Source organism: Paenibacillus sp. PvR098 (genome assembly GCF_017833255.1).
GTDB lineage: Bacteria > Bacillota > Bacilli > Paenibacillales > NBRC-103111 > Paenibacillus_G.
The window spans coordinates 2,461,256-2,480,000 of sequence record NZ_JAFIBU010000001.1; the positions used below are offsets into that span (position 1 = coordinate 2,461,256).

Here is an 18,745-nt window from a genome sequence, read left to right on the forward strand (position 1 = left end):
ATGTAGGGCCACCCTTTCGAGTGCCCTACATTTTATGCAGTTAAACTGTTTTGCAGCCATCGAATGACCACTTTCTGGTCTTTTTCCGTCTTGCTTACCCGATAAATATAGAGTCGGTTTTGATGATGCCGATAGTAGATTCTTCCTTTAGACGAGAAAGGCATTTCCAGTAAATTCCCTACGGTAGAATTCACCGTATTTGGACGTCTCTTCGATTCAACCTCCGCCAGACGATAATGCATAAGACAAATCTCATGTTCTACATTGATCCGGTCATTCGTTGTTAGTTGAATGAAATCATGAAAAAACTCTTTGTGAAATTCGGCATGCGGGTAAATTTTTTCAAAACGCGGTTTGTACTCCTTTTGTAAAATATGCTTCTCCATAGAACTGGACTCTCGTGCATTCATTAATTCTTCTTCAAGCTCTTTGTTTTCTTGCGCTAACTGAATCAAGGCCACGGCATCCTCTCGGCTTCTAAGCTCTAACCCGATTAATTCATCGATTTTCATGGTTAACGATTTGATTTTATGCCCGGCCTTCTCTAATTTCGATTGGTTCTCCTCTTGGGTATAGCGTAACCGCTCCGAAATGCTGGTTAATTGTTTTTCTTTATCACCCAGCAGTACATGTACCTGATCTAACTGGCTTTTGACAAAAGTTTCGTTGGCCCGGACCGTCTCTAATTCCTGAACCCGCTTTTCCAGCTCTTCGTGAGTATGTTTTAACGTGCTTTCAAGCTCCGTCCGGTATCTTTCCAGATTTCGTTTTTCATGAAGTAATTCGTTGATTTTAACTTCCAGGCTTTCGCGCTGCGTACGCAGCATGTCAATCTCATTTTGTATTCGTTCCACTTCGTCATTGGAGGTTGAACCCGCAAGCACTGCTTCCAACTTCTCCTGTTGTTCCTGCAACCGCTCAATCTCAGCTGACATCTGATGGTTACGTTGTTCATTAATTTTCAGTGTTACTGTCAATTCGTCCAACTGTTTCGTTACCAGATTCCGCTCATCCAAAAGCTTTAATCGCTGCTGTTCCAACTTTACGACCTTTTGCGTGGCGTCACTGATTTTGGCTTCCATGTCGTGATAGGAAGCTTTTAACTGCTGCACTTCCAGCAGCTTTTCTTGCAAATCTTGTTGGAGGATATCGGTATGGATTGAACTATCGCGATGATCGTGAAGCATTTGTTCAAGCTGCTTAATTTCCTCATTCTTCTCCTGCAGATCTGCGGCGATTTGCTCACGTTCGCGTACGTAAATCATTAAGTTATTTTGTTTTTCCTCTATATTTCTAAACAACACTTCCATTCTAACTTCTACTTGCTTAAGTTTCGATTTTGTATACGATCTCGTTTGACTGTAGTACCTCCTTAATACAGGCAGGGTTCGTATGAGATCGTTTTTGTAGCGGACCAATAAATAAGTGCTGCCTGCTAAGATCGTGAACAGCAGGCTGTGCTCCAATATGAACGCGATCGTAAAGCTCAGGATCTGAAAAGCCAAATATATACCAACAAATAAAAAAAATGCTTTTGCTAATTTATTCATCATCTTCCACCAATCGTTCACTTTTGTTCCAGCTCAGCGAGTTGATCAAGAGCCTCCTGTGTATACAGAAGGTGCCTGGAAAAAGCGGCATTCAACTGCCTGTAATGATCTATGGTAAGCCCGCCCAATAAAGCCGTCTCCCATTGAGCGACTGTTTTTCCTATGATGGACTCTCCTGCTTCTACAATATGCTCACGCAATGACCTGTTCCCAAGCTCCTTTAGCTTGATGACATCAAGATAGGTCAAAAAGTAATGATAATACTGATTCACTGAATCATCAATTTGCTTCTTCCGCTGCTTCAGAGCACTTTCCTTGGTGAGGAAGCCTGTAACCATCGTAAGAGCGGCCACAAATATCGCCATCGGAGGAAAGACATTGAGAATGGCCCACGTTAACGTATGCCACCCCGCTGCCAAGGCGAGAACACTAGCTACCGTTGTTCCAATAGATACCATAAGGATTTGCTCGGTAGCTCCGACATTAAATTGGAGGTCTACATTTCCCCTTGCCTTATGTACGAGCATATGAGGAATAATACGCTCAAGATCCGGCTGCTGGGCAGTTAGTTCTTTCTTCCATGCTTCCTCGTATACTTTATTGCATTGACCCAGCATTCGTCCGATATCCAAAGAAACGTCATTCGGATGTAAGTATGTTTCCATAAGAGCCTCGACTATGGATTTATCGTCAACGACATTCTCATTAGCCGTCAGCTTCTGACCGCCCAGCTTCTCCGAAAGCTGGTTAGCTCCTTTTACAGCCATATTGACTAAAGAGCCCATCTTCTTAGCTGAATCTTTAATGCCACTGTACCAGGAGCTATCCGCTTCAAGCTTTCGATGCATAAGGTTCTTTTTGCTTTGAAAATAGCTGGCAAGCTGATCATATGCCGTTTCAAAAAAGATTTCCGGAGCTTTGGAATTGAACTTCCATAAATTTTTGTGACGCTCCGTAAATTCATCCGTTATGCTTAAATATTGGCTTGCCTGCGCTTGAACGATCAACTGCTCCTGCATCAGAGCTATCCGTAATTGATCTTTGTTTTTTGAACCGGCTATGGCTGAACGGTTTTCTTGTAATGCGCGTTTAAAAGAGGTCATGATATTATTTATGGTCTCTTCACTGACTGCGGATAAATCGGTATGTACTTTTTGAAAAGCTTCATATTGAACAATCTTAGTAAGTAGGCTATTCATGCTGTGCTCCCTTATGGTAACTGAAGTGATACTTTCCGATATAACTTTCCTGCCGGCTGGACGAGCTGCTTCATTCGTTGAAAAGCGTCGTTTGGGTTAGTAATGGAATAAGAAACCATAAGAGCCGTGGCTAAACCAACCAGGCACCCTATCCATACAGGACCTCCGACCAGCGAGGTAACGAGCAAAGCGCTGCCGGACACCAACGCTCCCTTTCCATTTTGCTTTAAGGATTCAAGCCGATTGCCGCTCTTCATCGCACTGTAAACCATGCCTCCGGCAGCTATGGGGAACAAGATCGGATTAGCGGTGGCAAGTGAGGAAATCAACAGGCCCCCGGAGAGACGAGATAGCCGTGACGGGTCCGGTTTATTCCCAAGCAATAATGCAGCCGCCAGTCCTGCCAGTCCTCCAAGTAACTCAGTGCCGTTAAAGGTGAGCGCATCCGCTAAAAAGGTTTTGGAGATGCCCATTTCACTTACCAGTCCACTGATACTGCGATATTGTTCCTCCGTTAGTGAAAACAAAGGGTTAATCCCTGACTTAGAGGCCGTATCTCGAAGTAAATGCTCTCCTGCCTGCATCAACTCCGTGACTAGAGAGTCATCCGTTTTCACATCTCTTACGGCTTCAAACGCCCCCCACACCGTATGTTGACCATCCAGTAAATGATGGAGGCCAGATCCCCCAATATGAGTTTGGTTATATACCGCATCAATGGCTTTATCATACTCATCTATGTTGTGATTAAACTCGCTGGCCATCCAGGTTGATAACGGTTCCCCTAACAGGGTAACTCCCCCGCCTATGATTAACGGAGCATCCGCTCCCATGGAACCAAAGCTTAAATCACGAAGTCTTCTTTTTTTATCCATCGTTCTCCTTGTATCCATCCTGCTATATGTATTTATTCTTCTAGTTATATCGACCACACTTATTCGTCCCGTTAGACGAGATTACATCCGATCTGTATTACCATCCAAAAGCTTTGCCAATGGAGCAAAAACTTCATTGCGTATGGCTTCGCGTGAGCTAACCTGTACTAGTGGAATGCTACGGGCAACCGCCTCACGGATTCCCCAATATCGTTTCATCACTTTGTCATCTACGGGTATCCCCTTTAACAGTCCATGCATCTCCGTAATTCGAAATGCACTTTCATCCACAAGCGGATAATAAAAGGTCGGATGATCGGATACCGCCGGGAGTCGATTCCAAGCACTAAAATCATAAGTATAACGGATCAACCACAATTTTGGATAATCCTCTTCAAAATTAACTTCCACGCCGTAAACGGCCCCTATGCTCGTATTGGCCTCATCCGCCGGAGAAAGTTCCTCTTTAAGTTGATACAGCTTAATAAAATCATTGATCAACCAACCGCTGTAGTGTACATCCGACTTCCACCTTAGGGGCCTCTGCGTTAATGGAATCAATCCGGCTTCCTCGGCTTCCATATCCATCTCCGTAAACAGCAAATCCAGATTTTCATAGGTTTTCAATAGAACCTTAAAGGCTTGGGCAATGTTTGTTCCGGTGTTACTTTCTATAGACATAGCTCTTATTCTCCTTGATTGGATTTTCAGGCCACACAAGGGTTTCGAACCTTTGTCTCTTCCCCTGATAATGGTATGCCGAATCATTCAGCTCGATCGTTTCGAGTCCGGAGGAGAACCCTCGGAACCGGACAAAACCTTTTTTCAACAGCAGGTCTGTAATATCCTTTAGAATCAGCCGCTGCCCAATCTCAAGCGTTCCGGTATCCAACTCCTGAAGCGACTCCAGCACCTCCTGCCAAGACAAAAAACCAAGCGATATATCGGATCTAATAATCGGGCGGTTCCTCATGGTTCGTTCAACCGGCAGCAAGATGTCAAGGGGCGCCAGGAAGACGAGAAATTTCTGACGATCAGCGCCTACTGAATGGATCATCCGAGCGTAACGCGCGAGTTGATTACGGCTTTCTTCAGGTTTTATCACAGCTAGCGGGTCTTCATCCTCCGAGGATAACGAGCTCAAATATTTGACCTCGATACCGATCAAAGTCTCAGGATGATCTATTAGTAAATCAATCTCCCCTTCCGGATGAGAAGGCCAGAAACGGTATTCCATATCGTATCCCCGAATACGATCCAACATAAGCTTCCATTGGAGCTTTGATTCATCCGTTTCAAAACGAACCTGTGAAAGTACATTCCTGAACCCCAGCTCGAATGACAAGTACCGAAGCGTCCCGAAAAAATCCCCCGTCAGCTTATCCTCCAGTCGTTCCGACAAATTACTGCCTGTGCTTGAGATTTTATTGTGAATTTCTGATATCATCGTTGGTCACCAGCCGCATCCGATTTTCCCCTAAGAAGATCATCGGTGAAGTTATTTTCTTATAAAGAAGGGGGAAGTGGCTAAGCCTACAAACCCAACATTCGATTTCTTCTATTTCCAGGATCATAGGATACAACGAGCTGAGATGGCTTCACCCACTGCCACATATATCCCTGCTTCGTCCTTACCACCGCCTGATCCGCGGGAACGTCCAAACATGAAGCTAATGCTTTCCTAAGCTTCTGTATGTACACACGGATGGTATCCTTATTACCGCCTTCCCATAAATCCCCCGCCATTTGCTCGGAAGTGCGGGGATTCGTCTGCTTCATGAGATACTCAAGTAAGGCAGCAAGCCGAGGTTGAAGCTCCACTGTATCCCGGGGACCGGAGAACAACGCTTTTGAACGGAACATATCCAAAACGCACCCTCCCTGTTCGATGATTTCATCTGTCATTTGCTCGGCTTCATCGTAGGGAATAACCGATACATCATGATTCTTTATTAGCGCACAGGTCACTTTTTTTTGTTGAGACGCGGCTTCGATCTGCATACGAAACAGTTCGATTTCCGGAATATACATGCGATCCGTATCTTCCTTCCAAGCACCCTCGAGGTGCTGCTCCGCTTTCTCCCTATCGCCCATTTTAGCGTAACAGACGGCCAAAGAACCCATGGCTCGAACTCTTTGGTTTCCTGTTAGCTTCCCCGATGTTAAAGCCATTGAAAAGTGCTCTGCAGAATTATTCCACTTCTGGTCATACCAGTGAATGTATCCTAAATGATAATGGGCCAATGGATGGTTCGGTTCAAGCTGAAGCAGCTGCTCGAATAAAGAGGCAGCCTTCAAGCGATTTAACCATTTCACTTTGTGATGTGTCCCATGCTGCAATAAAAGCGCAGCCAAACTGTATTTGAGCCTGGCTTGTTCCGGCTGGAGCATCAGCATCTTATTATAAAGAGCAATTCCCTCCGACATCCAAGCCGCCTCGTCACCGAGCCCCTCCGCTCTTTCCCACTCTTGCTCCATTTCCAACAACTGATCATACGACTCCTTAGGAGGATCCGGAACAATGAGCTCACGCACCCTTTCTACTACTAGCCCCTCGCCCTTTTCATCACGATAATCCTCTTGAACGATCGTCCATTCGTTTCCCATATAACGGATTTTAGCGCCGTTCACAAGTGGTTCGCCGGACTGCTCAGGCTTAGGGATAATCATTTGAACCTTTTTTTTGATTTTTGCCATTGCTGCACTTCCTTCAACGGTATGATTACCTTTTATCTTATCGAAAAAGGGACAGGCCGTGAAGAAAAATATAGTTTGGTCTATGAATTTAAATCCATCGGAGTAGACCATTCCGAGAGCAGCTCCCCGATCATTTTCTCTTGAATCAGCAAGTCCGCATGAAGATCGAGCTCCGTTGGCTCAAAATTGACGACCACAAGCTTAGCTCCGCGCTCTTTAGCATGCAACGGAAGCTGATTAGCGGGATACACAGACAGGGAAGAACCTAATACAATCAGCAGATCTGCTTTCTCGATCTCGTCATAAGCCTTGTCCACCGCCTCTTCCGGCAGAGCCTCCCCGAATAACACCACATCCGGTCGAATGAATCCGCCGCACTTACAATAGGGTGCGTTCATTAAATAGACAGAGTCATCATACTTCTCCTTGCACAGCATGCAGGACAAGCACCTAATATTCCCGTGAAGCTCAATCACGTTCTCACTCCCTGCTTTTCGATGCAAACCATCAACATTCTGTGTAATAACGGCTTTTAATTTCCTCTTCTTTTCTAATTCGGCCAGAACATAATGGCCCCGATGAGGCTCACATGGCTTCAGCCCTTCCAATCGGCTTCGATAAAACTCAAAGAACGCCTCGCGATTATTTTCCAACGCCTGCACGCTTGCAAGAGCCATCGGATTTTTATCCTTCCAAATTCCTCTGAGGCTGCTGCGGAAGTCCGGAATTCCCGATTCGGTACTCATGCCAGCCCCCGTCAGAACGATACAGTAGGTAGACTCCTCTAATAATGGCTTCAACATGTACCTCACTCCATTTCATTTGTTATCCCTTACTCTCAAGAACGCTTCAAGAGAACCGCTATACGATAGTCATAATCTATAACCGATCAGGGCCGGACTTAAAATATGCTTTCGATTACGGATAGCAAACAGAGGATCTTCTCCATGTACAGCAAAATCGATATCTCTATGCATCAGTATGTCCTGCTTTTGTTCGTAAGTAAGCCTGGGGGTAATCCCCCTAAACACCTGCTCTACCTCAGTCAGTGCCTCCTTTAATTGCTGGGCTTCCTTCCTTACAATAATCATCGGGGCACCCAAATCCAGAAGCCGACAAATTCTGCTATAATATCGCTCAAGTCTACGCCAGGCCAGATTTTTGCGGCTGCCTTTTACTTTCGCAGAAAGCTTTAACAAAGCGATCGAATCGCATATCCCTTTGAACCACCTTGCATCGGGTAAACGATCATCGCGCAGGCACTGCTGCACCTTGTTTATATGTACATGGAAGATTCTAATGATTTTCACTTCGTGGTTCGTCATCGTGTGACCTCCTTAAATGTGATCTTTCTATTCCCTTATAGTAAATGATGCGGCGTAACATTCTTGTTACGTGATAGCGTGTACAATTCCATTATACGAAAGGACGTCTTCTCTAACTAAAGAAAAAAAGTTTTGCAATGGTTCAAAATACCATAGTAAACTACTTAAGTCCCTGCCTAAATCATCCAGTAAACTCTACTCTTCGAAGGAGCGAAAAACACCTTGAGTATGGATAAAATCGACCAAGCCTATCACCGGTTAAAGCAGTCCCTTAAAGAGAATACGGACCCCGATTTTGAAAAAAAAACCAATACCTTACTAAAGAATCTTCACGCCAGGATCGATGCTTGGGAGCCTGGACAATCGGTTGATTTTATTGAGGACTTCTTAGTTGGCGAGGAAGTAAATCGATTTGCAGCAGCCATAGCCATTGAACCACGGCCAATCGTTCCTAACTTGTTGAACTTCATACAAATGGATGATACCAAAGAAATACTCGCTAAGCTGTTCTTGGTTCGTAAGCAGAATTATCAAGTCATGAGCTATGCGCTGGCAGGAACAATACGACAGATTGGCTTATTAGACCACCTGTCCAAGAATGGCCAATCTCCTAAGCCGACGATGTATACGCAGAGACTTGAACTATTACTATTTCCTGAGCTTTTTACCGCCATAGCAGACAGCCATTATTTGAAACAAGTAGGGGAAGAGCTTAACATCCCTAACGCGAGAAGTAGGCCGTTTGAATCCTTACAATTTTATATTCGGGAGAAAATCAATAAGTACTTGGAAGCAAACCAATTAACGGAGAATGAATCCACTTTCTTCAAAGCCGCAATCGCTTGGCATGTGCTAGATAGATAACCCCCGATAATGAAGATAGCCCTTATCATCATTCGATGACGGGGCTATCATTCTTTATAGATGTTTGCTTTTCAATTGGTTTATCTTAATTCAATGTGATCGCTTATATACTGTGCAAGGTCCTTGACACCGGAATACCCCATATGTTCATAGCCGAAAAAGGGAGTCAGGATAACCCTTGTGTTATCACCTATTATATTTTTGCTGATAGCTATTTTTTTACCACTGGGCTGCAGAGTGATTTCCTCATATATCTGTTCGCCCCAAATACCGTCGACCATTCTCTTCTTAGCCGGTATATTTCCAATACCTAAGATTAACGGCACGGGATAACTTTTCATCAAGTCCTGGAACAAGCTTAATCTTTTGGTTCTCCATTCTATGTAGGGATTGTTATTAGGTCTATCGAAAAAATTAAAGGCGTCAATATAACTTTTTTGGTTGATATTGTCGTAGGGCAAAGGATCGGCTTCACGTTTCCGCGGAAGAGGACGCCAATCCAAGAGGGCCGTTTGAATGCCGGGCCGATCAGTAAACAAGCCACCCTCCATAAGGAAACGTTTAACGTCTTGAATTACGTTATGATCAGCTTGTTGAAACCATGAATGAATGGGCTGATCCGGATGTTCCAAGGCTAAAATCATTCTGGAACATAATCGTAGGAACGGACTTCGAGGCACGCGCACTTCTCTCCCCGGTTTCCATTGATCCTGTTTCCAATAACCCTTTGTCCAATCCCCATGGACACAATGATTAACGTTTTCTTTATATGTAAAGCATATGCTTGCAATATTATCTTCCACACTTCGGTCTCCAAGACCACCTTCATTACCCAAGAAGATGATTTGAGCCTTGGATACATCGCCATAACCAATAAAAGACAACAAAGAATGAATATGCTCTTCCGTTAAGTACAAGGGTTCTCTCTCCTTTTATCTCACACCGGTACCGAATTTAGTAAGCGTATTTGTGGCAGCAATTGACCATGCGCCTCAACACCCTAAGAATTTTCCGATCCTCTTATTTATTTGCTTCATCGCCTATTCTGATATAAGCCCTCTGCCAGATTCCGAATCACATTTCGTTTAGCCAACATCTCTACCCATCGGGCAGGAATTCCTTCTAATCCATAATAAGCTCCCGCGAGCTGACCGTATACGGCCCCCGTTGTATCGGCGTCGTCGCCCAGATTTACGGCGAGAAGCGCCCCCTCTTCATAAGAAGTTGACTTAGCGAACGCCCACAAGGCCGCCTCCAGGGACTTGATCACGTACCCGGTTCCCTGTATCACCGGCGGCTCGCTTCTGCGGTAAGAACCGTCTCGAATCTCTTCTACCCGCGGCGTTAGAGGCTCCTCCCCCAGCCATTCCCTGAACGCCCCGGGTTCCAACATTTCATCTTTGGACCATCCGTGCAGTGCTGCCAGGATCAACGCTGCCAGAAATTTGCATGCGTCCACACATTCCCACGTCGCATGTGTGGTTTTGGAGCTTAGCGCCGCATAGCGAACGGCTAAAGCCGGCTGCTCGGCAAAAAACATCGGTACAGGGGCCAACCTCATGATGGAACCGTTGCCGGCCAAGTGCGGACTTTCCAAGCCGCAGTAGCCCTCTCCGGATTGCTCGAACCGCGAAATTGCCTCACTAGTGGCATTGCCGACATCAAAACATTCTCCCGTGCTGCTCATATAGCCCTCTCGCATCCATTGCCTATACCGCGTCATCTGATCTACGGGATCGAATCCGCTGGTGGAAAGCAAACTCTCCGCCAAACATAGCGCCATGGATGTGTCATCCGTCCACTGGCCAGGCAGCAGGTCAAACACACCTCCGCCCACCATATCATGCACCGGTGCAAACGAACCGGGGGAACAAAATTCGACCGTTGTTCCTAACGCATCTCCTGCGGCCAAACCGAATAAACATCCCTGGTATCGATCCGAACTTAGCGCAAGCCTAGTATTCATACAACAGCTCCTCCTCCATCTAATCCATCGTTCGATCCTTCCTTCGGCTGAGCGGTTTGCCGTCTTCTTCTCATTCTCACAGCAGCGTCGATGGCGCGCTGAAAATCAGGAGAGAACTGCTTCCGCCATCGATGCTCTGCTTCCTCCAGCGGCGTCCGCCAGTAATGACTGTCGAACGGAGGCAAGCCATCAATGGAATCTATCAAATACGTGGTCATCTTGCCGAAGGTGCTGCTCGATGCCTTGGCATTACTAGCACCCTGCTCGAAAACCACCCTCCAGGCTTCCTTATAAGAACAGCAGCATAATGTTCCGGTTTGTTCGTCCTGAATAACAAACCCTATTTTGCTCTGCAGATCCTTGTTCTGTTCGAAGGTTACCAAGTGCAGGATTTGATAACGATGCTGCGGCGAAGGTGATACTCCCTCCATCCGAATCCAGCTATCCTCCCACTCGTCCTTTTCTTCGTCTATCGCAAACAGCCGAATAAAGCTTCCGAACAGAGTCTGGTATGCGAGGTCATCCACAATCCAGAGCTGTTCAGTGTACGAGATGATTTCACCCAAATAACATTCGTCCCTCGTAATATCTTCTTTCACAACCAGGACTTGCCGGTCGGGGTTGATGCGGCTGCCCTCGGCTGCGGTTCGGTACAATAGGACGCCGGGGCCCCGCTCATCCCTATACTCCGTTGATACTACACGGTACCAATTGCCCTGAAATTGGACCAACGAACCGTTCTCGGGATGACCATCAAGACTTTCGGGATCAACGATGATTTGCACAAGATTTCTCCTTCCACGAATTTCAAATTATCATACAACCGGAAATGCATCAACGAGAAAAAAAGGAGCAACTTCCCCATTTTAAAAGGTACTTCATCCGTATTTGGTCTATTCGTTCGCTCGACTGTGGTAGTTCATCATACGCGAGCATACCGGACACTCTACTTCTTCTAATGACATAATGGAAACCTCATTTGCACAAATCCGGCATAAGGAAGTATGGATTTTTTCCTGCGTCGCCGTTTGTGCCGTTACAACTTGCAGATAACGGTCCACCGCGGCGCATGGCCGGCAAATGCCAAGCTCCCATCCGGAATAAACATACGGCTTGCTTGAAACCTGAATTTCACGCCCCCTCCTCTTCGCTAGAAACGAGGGCATATAGGGCTGATTCCGATCGGCCCTCTGCTTCTCTAATTGAAGCAAAGAGCCTTCTAGTACTTCACCCCACATCTGCTTGATTTTGGGATGCTGTTCAGCTTCCATTTCCTTTTCAATATCTGAATAGGCATCTCTGATAAACGAACTCCCGCCTAACCAATAGCTTCGGTTCCAACCGCATTCACATGACAGCTCATACAGGGCACTCATTCCAATACTTCCTTTCTAAATATCCATTCTTTATCCAATTCACCTCTTTGTCCCACCTCTCCTTCTCTTCCGGGCTATATGTGTTTATACAGTTTCACTCCATCCGTTGGAGCCTTCCAATCCACATTACCCCTTCCAATTTCATTTGTTATCTATACCATAGCAAAAAGGACGTAACCTAAGTGTTACGTCCTTCCGGAAGCTTAACCGTATTTAAGGGACAGAGCAAAGCAGAGTCGTACCCAACATATAGATTAGGCGTACGACCTAAGTATTTTATCGATGACCTCATCATGATTCTTCTTCAAATCTGCAGGCAGCCAACTGTTATATTGCTTGTAGATTCGAATGGAATTACTGAATAATTCAATATTCTTTTTGAAATATTTTTCCTTCTTTTTATCAAAATCAAGATTACTCTGTGCCGTATTTTTCCTCCGGGAGATTAACACAAGATTACCAAGTTTATCTGTCCATTCTGACCGCTGATCCGGGGTAAAGTTTTTCACCCACTGGCTTGAAAGATCCGGATTTTGCGGCAATATGTGCTCAATGCTGATCATTTGCGGCGGTGAAAATTTCGTAGTATGACCGAGATAAAGCAAATCTAATTTCAACAGCAAGTATCTGGCATACCTGCGCCCATATATTCCGCCTGTAAGTATCCTTTTTAGATCTGCTGTATTCACACTCATTTCTGAGGATGATATTACATCCTGCGGGGTTTGAGCATCATCTATTTTTTTGATAATCGAGTTTACATTCTCAATTCTGAGCGTAGGTGACAGCCCAACGATCCAATCGCAGGAGAACTTATTATCCAGTGCTTTCACAAATTCAAGAAGCTGATTGGTTTTGAATTTATTATAAAAGTGTAAAAGTGCGGCCACCCAATAATCCGCTTCGAGTCCCTCTTTCATGAGAGTCAAATAGTTATTCAATTCAAAGCTATTGAACAAAGTATAATGATCCTGATCAAATAGATAGTTGTAATGTTTATAATAGGTATCAATAAATTCAAAGGTGTTCTTTCCTTTTTCGAGCAGAGCGGGCTTGCTGTGATACGTTTTGTTTATTCGATCAAACTCTCTTGGAGCATAGATGTTTTCTTCGAATTCCTTGAGCAGATTATATCCGGCTTTTTGCTTCACCAGAACCGTTCTTAAATGAGACAGGAAATTATCAAAATCTTCTCCAAAATACTCTTCTATGCTTTCCCACTTCTTCGCATAATTCGTCCGCTCAGCCGCGTCTTTTACTTTTGCAAGGTTTTCTGCCTTTAAAATATCACTGTTTCTTAGCTTGATCCCTCGATTATTCATCACGGTAAACAAGTGAAAAGCATCTTCCAATTCTTCCGCGGCAACATAGATCATCAAGACATTGGATCTTAAATAAGGGAAGAACTCGTCAATCGAATGGCCATTGCTGAAATAATCTCTAATCGTCAGTATGGCGTTAGCCATATTTTTTATAGAGATATCTTCATCTTTACGACCGGCAAATTGCTGAAGCTCTTGGACCCTTGCGGTTCCGCCTTCTTCTTTGATATATGAATTAACAAAATCCTTTACCTTGTCCCGTATATCAAAAACAATCCGAAGCCTTTCAGGAATATTATCATCCGGATTGGCCATTTGGTATATCGTTTTGCGGCAGGTTTCAATCCTTGAGGAATTGGTGACCGGCGTTAAATCACGAATCACAGAGGTAATTAAAAACAAAGTCGTCAGCCTTTGCTGACCATCCAGTAAGTCATACTCTTCATAATTTGATTTTCCATCATTATTATCGGTCTTCTTTAATACCATGGAACCCAGGAAGTATTGAGAATCGGGATTGGAATTTCTCGCCTGATACACATCATCGAGGAGTTCTATCAATTGATCGCTTCCCCAAACATATGGACGCTGATACTCTGGTATCCTGAACCACTTTTGAAATACATCTTGATCGTTGTATAAGTAAGACAAACACACTAACCCATTTTCTTACATCATTCGGTAGAAATCAATACCAAATAAGAGGCGTACCATTCCTGATGACCATTCACAGAACGACAAATAACCCGCCCAGGTTTGCACCTGGGTCGGGTTACTTTCGTTACTCATGAATTCACCGTATTAAACCATGATTTTGCAAATATCATTGGTGAATTCCACCGGATCATGGATAGGCAATCCTTCTATCAATAGTGCTTGATTGTACAATAGGTTTGTATACAAATTTAATTTCTCTTTATCCTTTGCATAAGCATCCTTTAAGGATTGAAATACCTCATGATGGATGTTAATTTCCAAGATCTTCTCCGCTTTCACATCTTGTCCGCTAGGCATGGCTTTCAAAATCTTTTCCATTTCTATCGTTAAATCGCCCTCTGCAGACAGGCAGACAGGATGGGTTTTCAGTCTCTTGGATGCTCTGACATTTTTCACTTTGTCTGTCAGTATGCTGTTCATGTATTCAAAGAGGTCTTTGTTATCGTTCTCTTCTGCATCCGAAGAATTCTCACTAGCATCCGATTCAATCCCTAAGTCGCCGCTCGATACGGATTTAAATTCTTTCTCTTTATAGGTCATGAGCATTTTGATGGCGAACTCATCGATATCATCGGTAAAGTATAAGATCTCATACCCCTTGTCAGCTACCATCTCGGTTTGGGGGAGCTTCTCTATTCTTTCAATCGATTCTCCCGAAGCATAATAAATGTACTTCTGATCTTCAGGCATTCTCGAGACGTATTCATCCAAGGTGACCAGCTTCTTCTCCTTGGAGGAGTAGAACATCAGCAGATCCTGCAGCACTTCTTTATGGGTGCCGTAATCACTATATACCCCGAATTTTAACTGTCTGCCAAAGGATGTATAGAACTTCTCATACTTCTCTCTTTCATCCTTTAACAAGCTTTGCAGTTGGCCTTTGATTTTGTTCTTTATGTTTTTGGCGATGAGACTTAATTGTCGATCGTGCTGAAGCATCTCTCTAGAGATGTTCAAAGACAAATCCTCGGAATCTACCATTCCTTTGACAAAGCTGAAATAGTCGGGAAGCAAATCGGAGCACTTATCCATGATCAGCACACCATTGGAATAAAGCTCTAACCCCTTCTCATACTCCTTCGTGTAATAGTCAAACGGCGTATTCTCCGGGATAAATAGAATGGCATTATAGACCACGGCACCATCGGCGCTAATATGGATATGCTTTAAAGGCTTATCAAAACCATAACGTTTTTCAGAATAAAAATTCTCATAGTCTTCTGTCGTAAGCTCGTTCTTATTTTTCCGCCAAATCGGTACCATACTGTTGATGATTTGTTCTTCTTGGTATTCCTCGAATTCATTCTCGCTGCCTTCTTTAGGTCTTTGTCCTTTCACATCCATCTTGATCGGGTATCTAATGAAATCGGAATATTTTTTGATAATCGATCTTAAACGGTACTCTTCAAGAAACTCATCATATTGATCATCCTCGGTGTTCTCTTTAATCTTCAAAATAATTTCCGTACCTGCCGACTCTTTCTCGCATGGCACAATGGTGTAGCCGTCTGCTCCCTTGGATTCCCATTTGTAAGCTTCATCGCTGCCCAAAGCCTTGCTGATGACCGTAACTACATCGGCCACCATAAAAGCGGAATAGAAGCCAACCCCGAATTGACCAATGATATTGTGCCCATCCTTCGATTCATTTTCTTTCTTAAACGCTAACGAACCGCTCTTGGCGATAACCCCCAGGTTATTCTCAAGATCCTCTTTTGTCATCCCAATCCCCGTATCGGAGATGGTCAATGTTCTGCTTTCCTTATCAGCCGTTACTTTGAGGTAATAATCTTCTTTGTTAAACACCAATTGATCATCAGCTAACGCTTTATAATAAATTTTGTCGATGGCATCACTGGCATTCGAAACGAGCTCTCTCAAAAAGATTTCTCTCTGCGTATAAATGGAGTTAATCATCATCTCTAATAATCTTTTGGATTCTGCTTTAAACTGTTTTTTTGCCATGAATAGGTCCCCTCTCAATCCGGTCTACGGTTAGCACTCCAGACAACTGAGTGCTAACCCTTACTTTTATATTACATATGCCATTTTTTGATGTCAATATGTTACTGAAAGTTCCAAGGCAAAATCGACTTGGGCAAGACACCAAACAAGAAAATGGAAGATGTATAGAATGGGTTTCTGGATCAAATCTTAGCCATCATTCTATTTTGTGACAACGTTTGCATCTATTAATACGACTGCACCATAGCACAACTATATTTTTTCACAATAATGTCTTGATAAAAATAAGGAAATAAGACTTATTCCGATTTGTCAGGACATTATTTGTTTTAATAAAGGTTTACTAATTATCTACATCATTGCCGTGATACGGATTGCACATACACTGATTTAGTTTACACAATAGAAAAGCCGCGGTTATCCGCGGCTTAAATCAGTAGATGGTATGTAGTTTTATATTGGTTGGTGAATCAACTTCTCCTAGCCTTGACTATATTTACAATAATGGTCGGGACGACACGATTTGAACATGCGACCCCCTGGTCCCAAACCAGGTGCTCTACCAAGCTGAGCTACGTCCCGTTAACATTTAGCGTAAGGATAAAAGCAAAATTCGAACCAGCGACCCTCACCTTGGCAAGGCGAAGCTCCACTCGTTCTATTTCCGCAATATTGGTGCGCGTAGAGGGACTTGAACCCCCACGGTCTCCCGCCAGATCCTAAGTCTGGTGCGTCTGCCAATTCCGCCATACGCGCGTATTGAAAGTGAGCCATGTAGGACTCGAACCTACGACACCCTGATTAAAAGTCAGGTGCTCTACCAACTGAGCTAATGGCTCTAGCTATGAACTGGGGATCTAGGATTCGAACCTAGGCATGACGGAGTCAAAGTCCGTTGCCTTACCGCTTGGCTAATCCCCAATAATCAAAGAGTTATCGAGTACTTAAATCCATACAAGGGTTTTACAATGTTCTACCTTTTAATATACCCTAATGGAGGCTGATGGATTCGAACCACCGAACTCGTCAGAGAACAGATTTACAGTCTGCTGCGTTTGGCCACTTCGCTAAGCCTCCAGAATGGTGCCGTCGAGAGGACTTGAACCCCCAACCTACTGATTACAAGTCAGTTGCTCTACCAATTGAGCTACAACGGCACATATGGCGGAGCCGACGGGATTCGAACCCGCGGTCTCCTGCGTGACAGGCAGGCATGTTAGGCCTCTACACCACGGCTCCGTGTTTGTTTGATTGTGGGGAATAGTAATGTAGTGATTACCCCATCATCGTATTTGGTGGGCCCTAGTGGACTCGAACCACCGACCTCACCCTTATCAGGGGTGCGCTCTAACCAGCTGAGCTAAAGGCCCTAATTGCTTATAAAAACAAAAACTCCCACAAAAGTGGGAGTTTTCTGCTTGGCGACGTCCTACTCTCCCAGGACCCTGCGGTCCAAGTACCATTGGCGCTGGAAGGCTTAACGTTCGTGTTCGGTATGGGTACGCGTGGTTCCCTTCCGCCATCATCACCAAACATATTCAGGTTTGCGCCCTGAAAACTGGATCGAAACAAAGCATGCTGAAGTTCATGTATTTGGATAAGCCCTCGACCGATTAGTATTCGTCAGCTCCACACGTTGCCGCGCTTCCACCCCGAACCTATCAACCTCGTCGTCTACAAGGGGTCTTACTAATTGGGAAATCTCATCTTGAGGGGGGCTTCACGCTTAGATGCTTTCAGCGCTTATCCCTTCCGTACTTAGCTATCCAGCCGTGCCTCTGGCGAGACAACTGGTACACCAGCGGTACGTCCATCCCGGTCCTCTCGTACTAAGGACAGCTCCTCTCAAATTTCCTACGCCCACGACAGATAGGGACCGAACTGTCTCACGACGTTCTGAACCCAGCTCGCGTACCGCTTTAATGGGCGAACAGCCCAACCCTTGGGACCTACTTCAGCCCCAGGATGCGATGAGCCGACATCGAGGTGCCAAACCTCCCCGTCGATGTGGACTCTTGGGGGAGATAAGCCTGTTATCCCCAGGGTAGCTTTTATCCGTTGAGCGATGGCCCTTCCATGCGGTACCACCGGATCACTAAGCCCGACTTTCGTCCCTGCTCGACCTGTTTGTCTCGCAGTCAAGCTCCCTTATGCCTTTGCACTCTTCGAATGATTTCCAACCATTCTGAGGGAACCTTAGGGCGCCTCCGTTACTCTTTAGGAGGCGACCGCCCCAGTCAAACTGCCCACCTGACACTGTCCCCATACCGGATCACGGTACCAGGTTAGAACTCCGATACGATCAGGGTGGTATCCCAACGTCGCCTCCACACAAGCTGGCGCTCATGCTTCTCAGGCTCCCACCTATCCTGTACAGATCGTACCAAAGTCCAATATCAAGCTGCAGTAAAGCTCCATGGGGTCTTTCCGTCTTGTCGCGGGTAACCTGCATCTTCACAGGTATTAAAATTTCACCGGATCTCTCGTCGAGACAGCGCCCAAGTCGTTACGCCATTCGTGCGGGTCAGAATTTACCTGACAAGGAATTTCGCTACCTTAGGACCGTTATAGTTACGGCCGCCGTTTACTGGGGCTTCGGTTCACAGCTTCGGATTGCTCCTAACCGCTCCCCTTAACCTTCCAGCACCGGGCAGGCGTCAGCCCGTATACTTCGCCTTGCGGCTTCGCACAGACCTGTGTTTTTGCTAAACAGTCGCTTGGGCCTTTTCACTGCGGCCCCCTCGGGCTATTCACCCTACCGAGGCACCCCTTCTCCCGAAGTTACGGGGTCATTTTGCCGAGTTCCTTAACGAGAGTTCTTCCGCGCGCCTTAGCATGCTCTGCTCGCCTACCTGTGTCGGTTTGCGGTACGGGCACCTTCTCCCTGGC

The 18,745-nt window shown here is 45.1% G+C and carries 15 protein-coding genes, 8 tRNA genes and 2 rRNA genes (1 of these 25 only partly in view); 1 reads left to right on the forward strand and 24 read right to left on the reverse strand.

What is annotated here, in order from left to right:
- Positions 1–32: 32 nt before the first annotated feature.
- The 8 genes from JOE45_RS12220 to JOE45_RS12255 all read right to left on the reverse strand — a co-directional run bounded on the left by JOE45_RS12220 (position 33) and on the right by JOE45_RS12255 (position 7,646).
- Positions 33–1,571: a coiled-coil domain-containing protein gene (locus JOE45_RS12220; protein ID WP_210019937.1), complete on the reverse strand. Its 1,539-nt coding sequence runs from the start codon at positions 1,569–1,571 to the stop codon at positions 33–35.
- Positions 1,568–2,749: a hypothetical protein gene (locus tag JOE45_RS12225; protein ID WP_210019936.1), complete on the reverse strand. Its 1,182-nt coding sequence runs from the start codon at positions 2,747–2,749 to the stop codon at positions 1,568–1,570. The genes JOE45_RS12220 and JOE45_RS12225 overlap by 4 nt, the downstream gene beginning before the upstream one ends.
- 11 nt (positions 2,750–2,760) lie before the next feature.
- Complete coding sequence (locus JOE45_RS12230) at positions 2,761–3,624, reverse strand: hypothetical protein (protein ID WP_210019935.1); 864 nt, start codon at positions 3,622–3,624, stop codon at positions 2,761–2,763.
- Positions 3,625–3,705: 81 nt separating this feature from the next.
- Positions 3,706–4,305, reverse strand: coding sequence for a hypothetical protein (locus JOE45_RS12235; RefSeq protein ID WP_210019934.1), 600 nt, complete (start codon positions 4,303–4,305; stop codon positions 3,706–3,708).
- Positions 4,289–5,071, reverse strand: coding sequence for a hypothetical protein (locus tag JOE45_RS12240; RefSeq protein ID WP_210019933.1), 783 nt, complete (start codon positions 5,069–5,071; stop codon positions 4,289–4,291). Before JOE45_RS12240 ends, JOE45_RS12235 begins: the two co-directional genes overlap by 17 nt.
- A gap of 86 nt (positions 5,072–5,157) precedes the next feature.
- The gene (locus JOE45_RS12245; RefSeq protein ID WP_210019932.1) at positions 5,158–6,321 is read right to left on the reverse strand and encodes a hypothetical protein; all 1,164 of its coding nucleotides are present in this window, start codon (positions 6,319–6,321) and stop codon (positions 5,158–5,160) included.
- A gap of 80 nt (positions 6,322–6,401) precedes the next feature.
- The gene (locus tag JOE45_RS12250) at positions 6,402–7,124 is read right to left on the reverse strand and encodes an NAD-dependent protein deacylase (RefSeq protein ID WP_210019931.1); all 723 of its coding nucleotides are present in this window, start codon (positions 7,122–7,124) and stop codon (positions 6,402–6,404) included.
- A gap of 69 nt (positions 7,125–7,193) precedes the next feature.
- Positions 7,194–7,646: a hypothetical protein gene (locus JOE45_RS12255; RefSeq protein WP_210019930.1), complete on the reverse strand. Its 453-nt coding sequence runs from the start codon at positions 7,644–7,646 to the stop codon at positions 7,194–7,196.
- A 222-nt stretch (positions 7,647–7,868) separates the two neighbouring features.
- On the opposite strand from JOE45_RS12255, the gene JOE45_RS12260 reads away from it, so the two are divergent.
- A complete protein-coding gene (locus JOE45_RS12260) occupies positions 7,869–8,510 on the forward strand; it encodes a hypothetical protein (RefSeq protein WP_210019929.1) in 642 nt (213 codons plus the stop codon).
- A gap of 80 nt (positions 8,511–8,590) precedes the next feature.
- On the opposite strand, the gene JOE45_RS12265 is transcribed toward JOE45_RS12260, so the two are convergent.
- From JOE45_RS12265 to JOE45_RS12340, 16 genes are all read right to left on the reverse strand, one after another.
- Positions 8,591–9,427, reverse strand: coding sequence for a hypothetical protein (locus JOE45_RS12265; RefSeq protein ID WP_210019928.1), 837 nt, complete (start codon positions 9,425–9,427; stop codon positions 8,591–8,593).
- Between the two features lie 116 nt (positions 9,428–9,543).
- Complete coding sequence (locus JOE45_RS12270) at positions 9,544–10,476, reverse strand: ADP-ribosylglycohydrolase family protein (protein ID WP_210019927.1); 933 nt, start codon at positions 10,474–10,476, stop codon at positions 9,544–9,546.
- The gene (locus tag JOE45_RS12275) at positions 10,473–11,261 is read right to left on the reverse strand and encodes a hypothetical protein (protein ID WP_210019926.1); all 789 of its coding nucleotides are present in this window, start codon (positions 11,259–11,261) and stop codon (positions 10,473–10,475) included. Before JOE45_RS12275 ends, JOE45_RS12270 begins: the two co-directional genes overlap by 4 nt.
- A gap of 108 nt (positions 11,262–11,369) precedes the next feature.
- Positions 11,370–11,852: a hypothetical protein gene (locus tag JOE45_RS12280; protein WP_210019925.1), complete on the reverse strand. Its 483-nt coding sequence runs from the start codon at positions 11,850–11,852 to the stop codon at positions 11,370–11,372.
- Positions 11,853–12,106: 254 nt separating this feature from the next.
- The gene (locus JOE45_RS12285; protein ID WP_210019924.1) at positions 12,107–13,825 is read right to left on the reverse strand and encodes a DUF262 domain-containing protein; all 1,719 of its coding nucleotides are present in this window, start codon (positions 13,823–13,825) and stop codon (positions 12,107–12,109) included.
- 150 nt (positions 13,826–13,975) lie between these two features.
- The gene (htpG, locus tag JOE45_RS12290) at positions 13,976–15,856 is read right to left on the reverse strand and encodes a molecular chaperone HtpG (RefSeq protein ID WP_210019923.1); all 1,881 of its coding nucleotides are present in this window, start codon (positions 15,854–15,856) and stop codon (positions 13,976–13,978) included.
- Positions 15,857–16,361: 505 nt separating this feature from the next.
- Positions 16,362–16,438, reverse strand: a tRNA-Pro gene (locus tag JOE45_RS12295).
- A 91-nt stretch (positions 16,439–16,529) separates the two neighbouring features.
- A tRNA-Leu gene (locus JOE45_RS12300) sits at positions 16,530–16,612 on the reverse strand.
- A gap of 10 nt (positions 16,613–16,622) precedes the next feature.
- Positions 16,623–16,695 (reverse strand) — tRNA-Lys (locus tag JOE45_RS12305).
- A 10-nt stretch (positions 16,696–16,705) separates the two neighbouring features.
- A tRNA-Gln gene (locus tag JOE45_RS12310) sits at positions 16,706–16,777 on the reverse strand.
- Between the two features lie 73 nt (positions 16,778–16,850).
- A tRNA-Tyr gene (locus tag JOE45_RS12315) sits at positions 16,851–16,933 on the reverse strand.
- A gap of 4 nt (positions 16,934–16,937) precedes the next feature.
- A tRNA-Thr gene (locus JOE45_RS12320) sits at positions 16,938–17,013 on the reverse strand.
- 5 nt (positions 17,014–17,018) lie between these two features.
- A tRNA-Asp gene (locus JOE45_RS12325) sits at positions 17,019–17,095 on the reverse strand.
- Positions 17,096–17,149: 54 nt separating this feature from the next.
- Positions 17,150–17,226: transfer RNA gene (locus JOE45_RS12330), tRNA-Ile, on the reverse strand.
- A 46-nt stretch (positions 17,227–17,272) separates the two neighbouring features.
- A 5S ribosomal RNA gene (rrf, locus tag JOE45_RS12335) occupies positions 17,273–17,389 on the reverse strand.
- A gap of 60 nt (positions 17,390–17,449) precedes the next feature.
- Positions 17,450–18,745, reverse strand: a 23S ribosomal RNA gene (locus tag JOE45_RS12340); it runs 1,626 nt beyond the window's last position.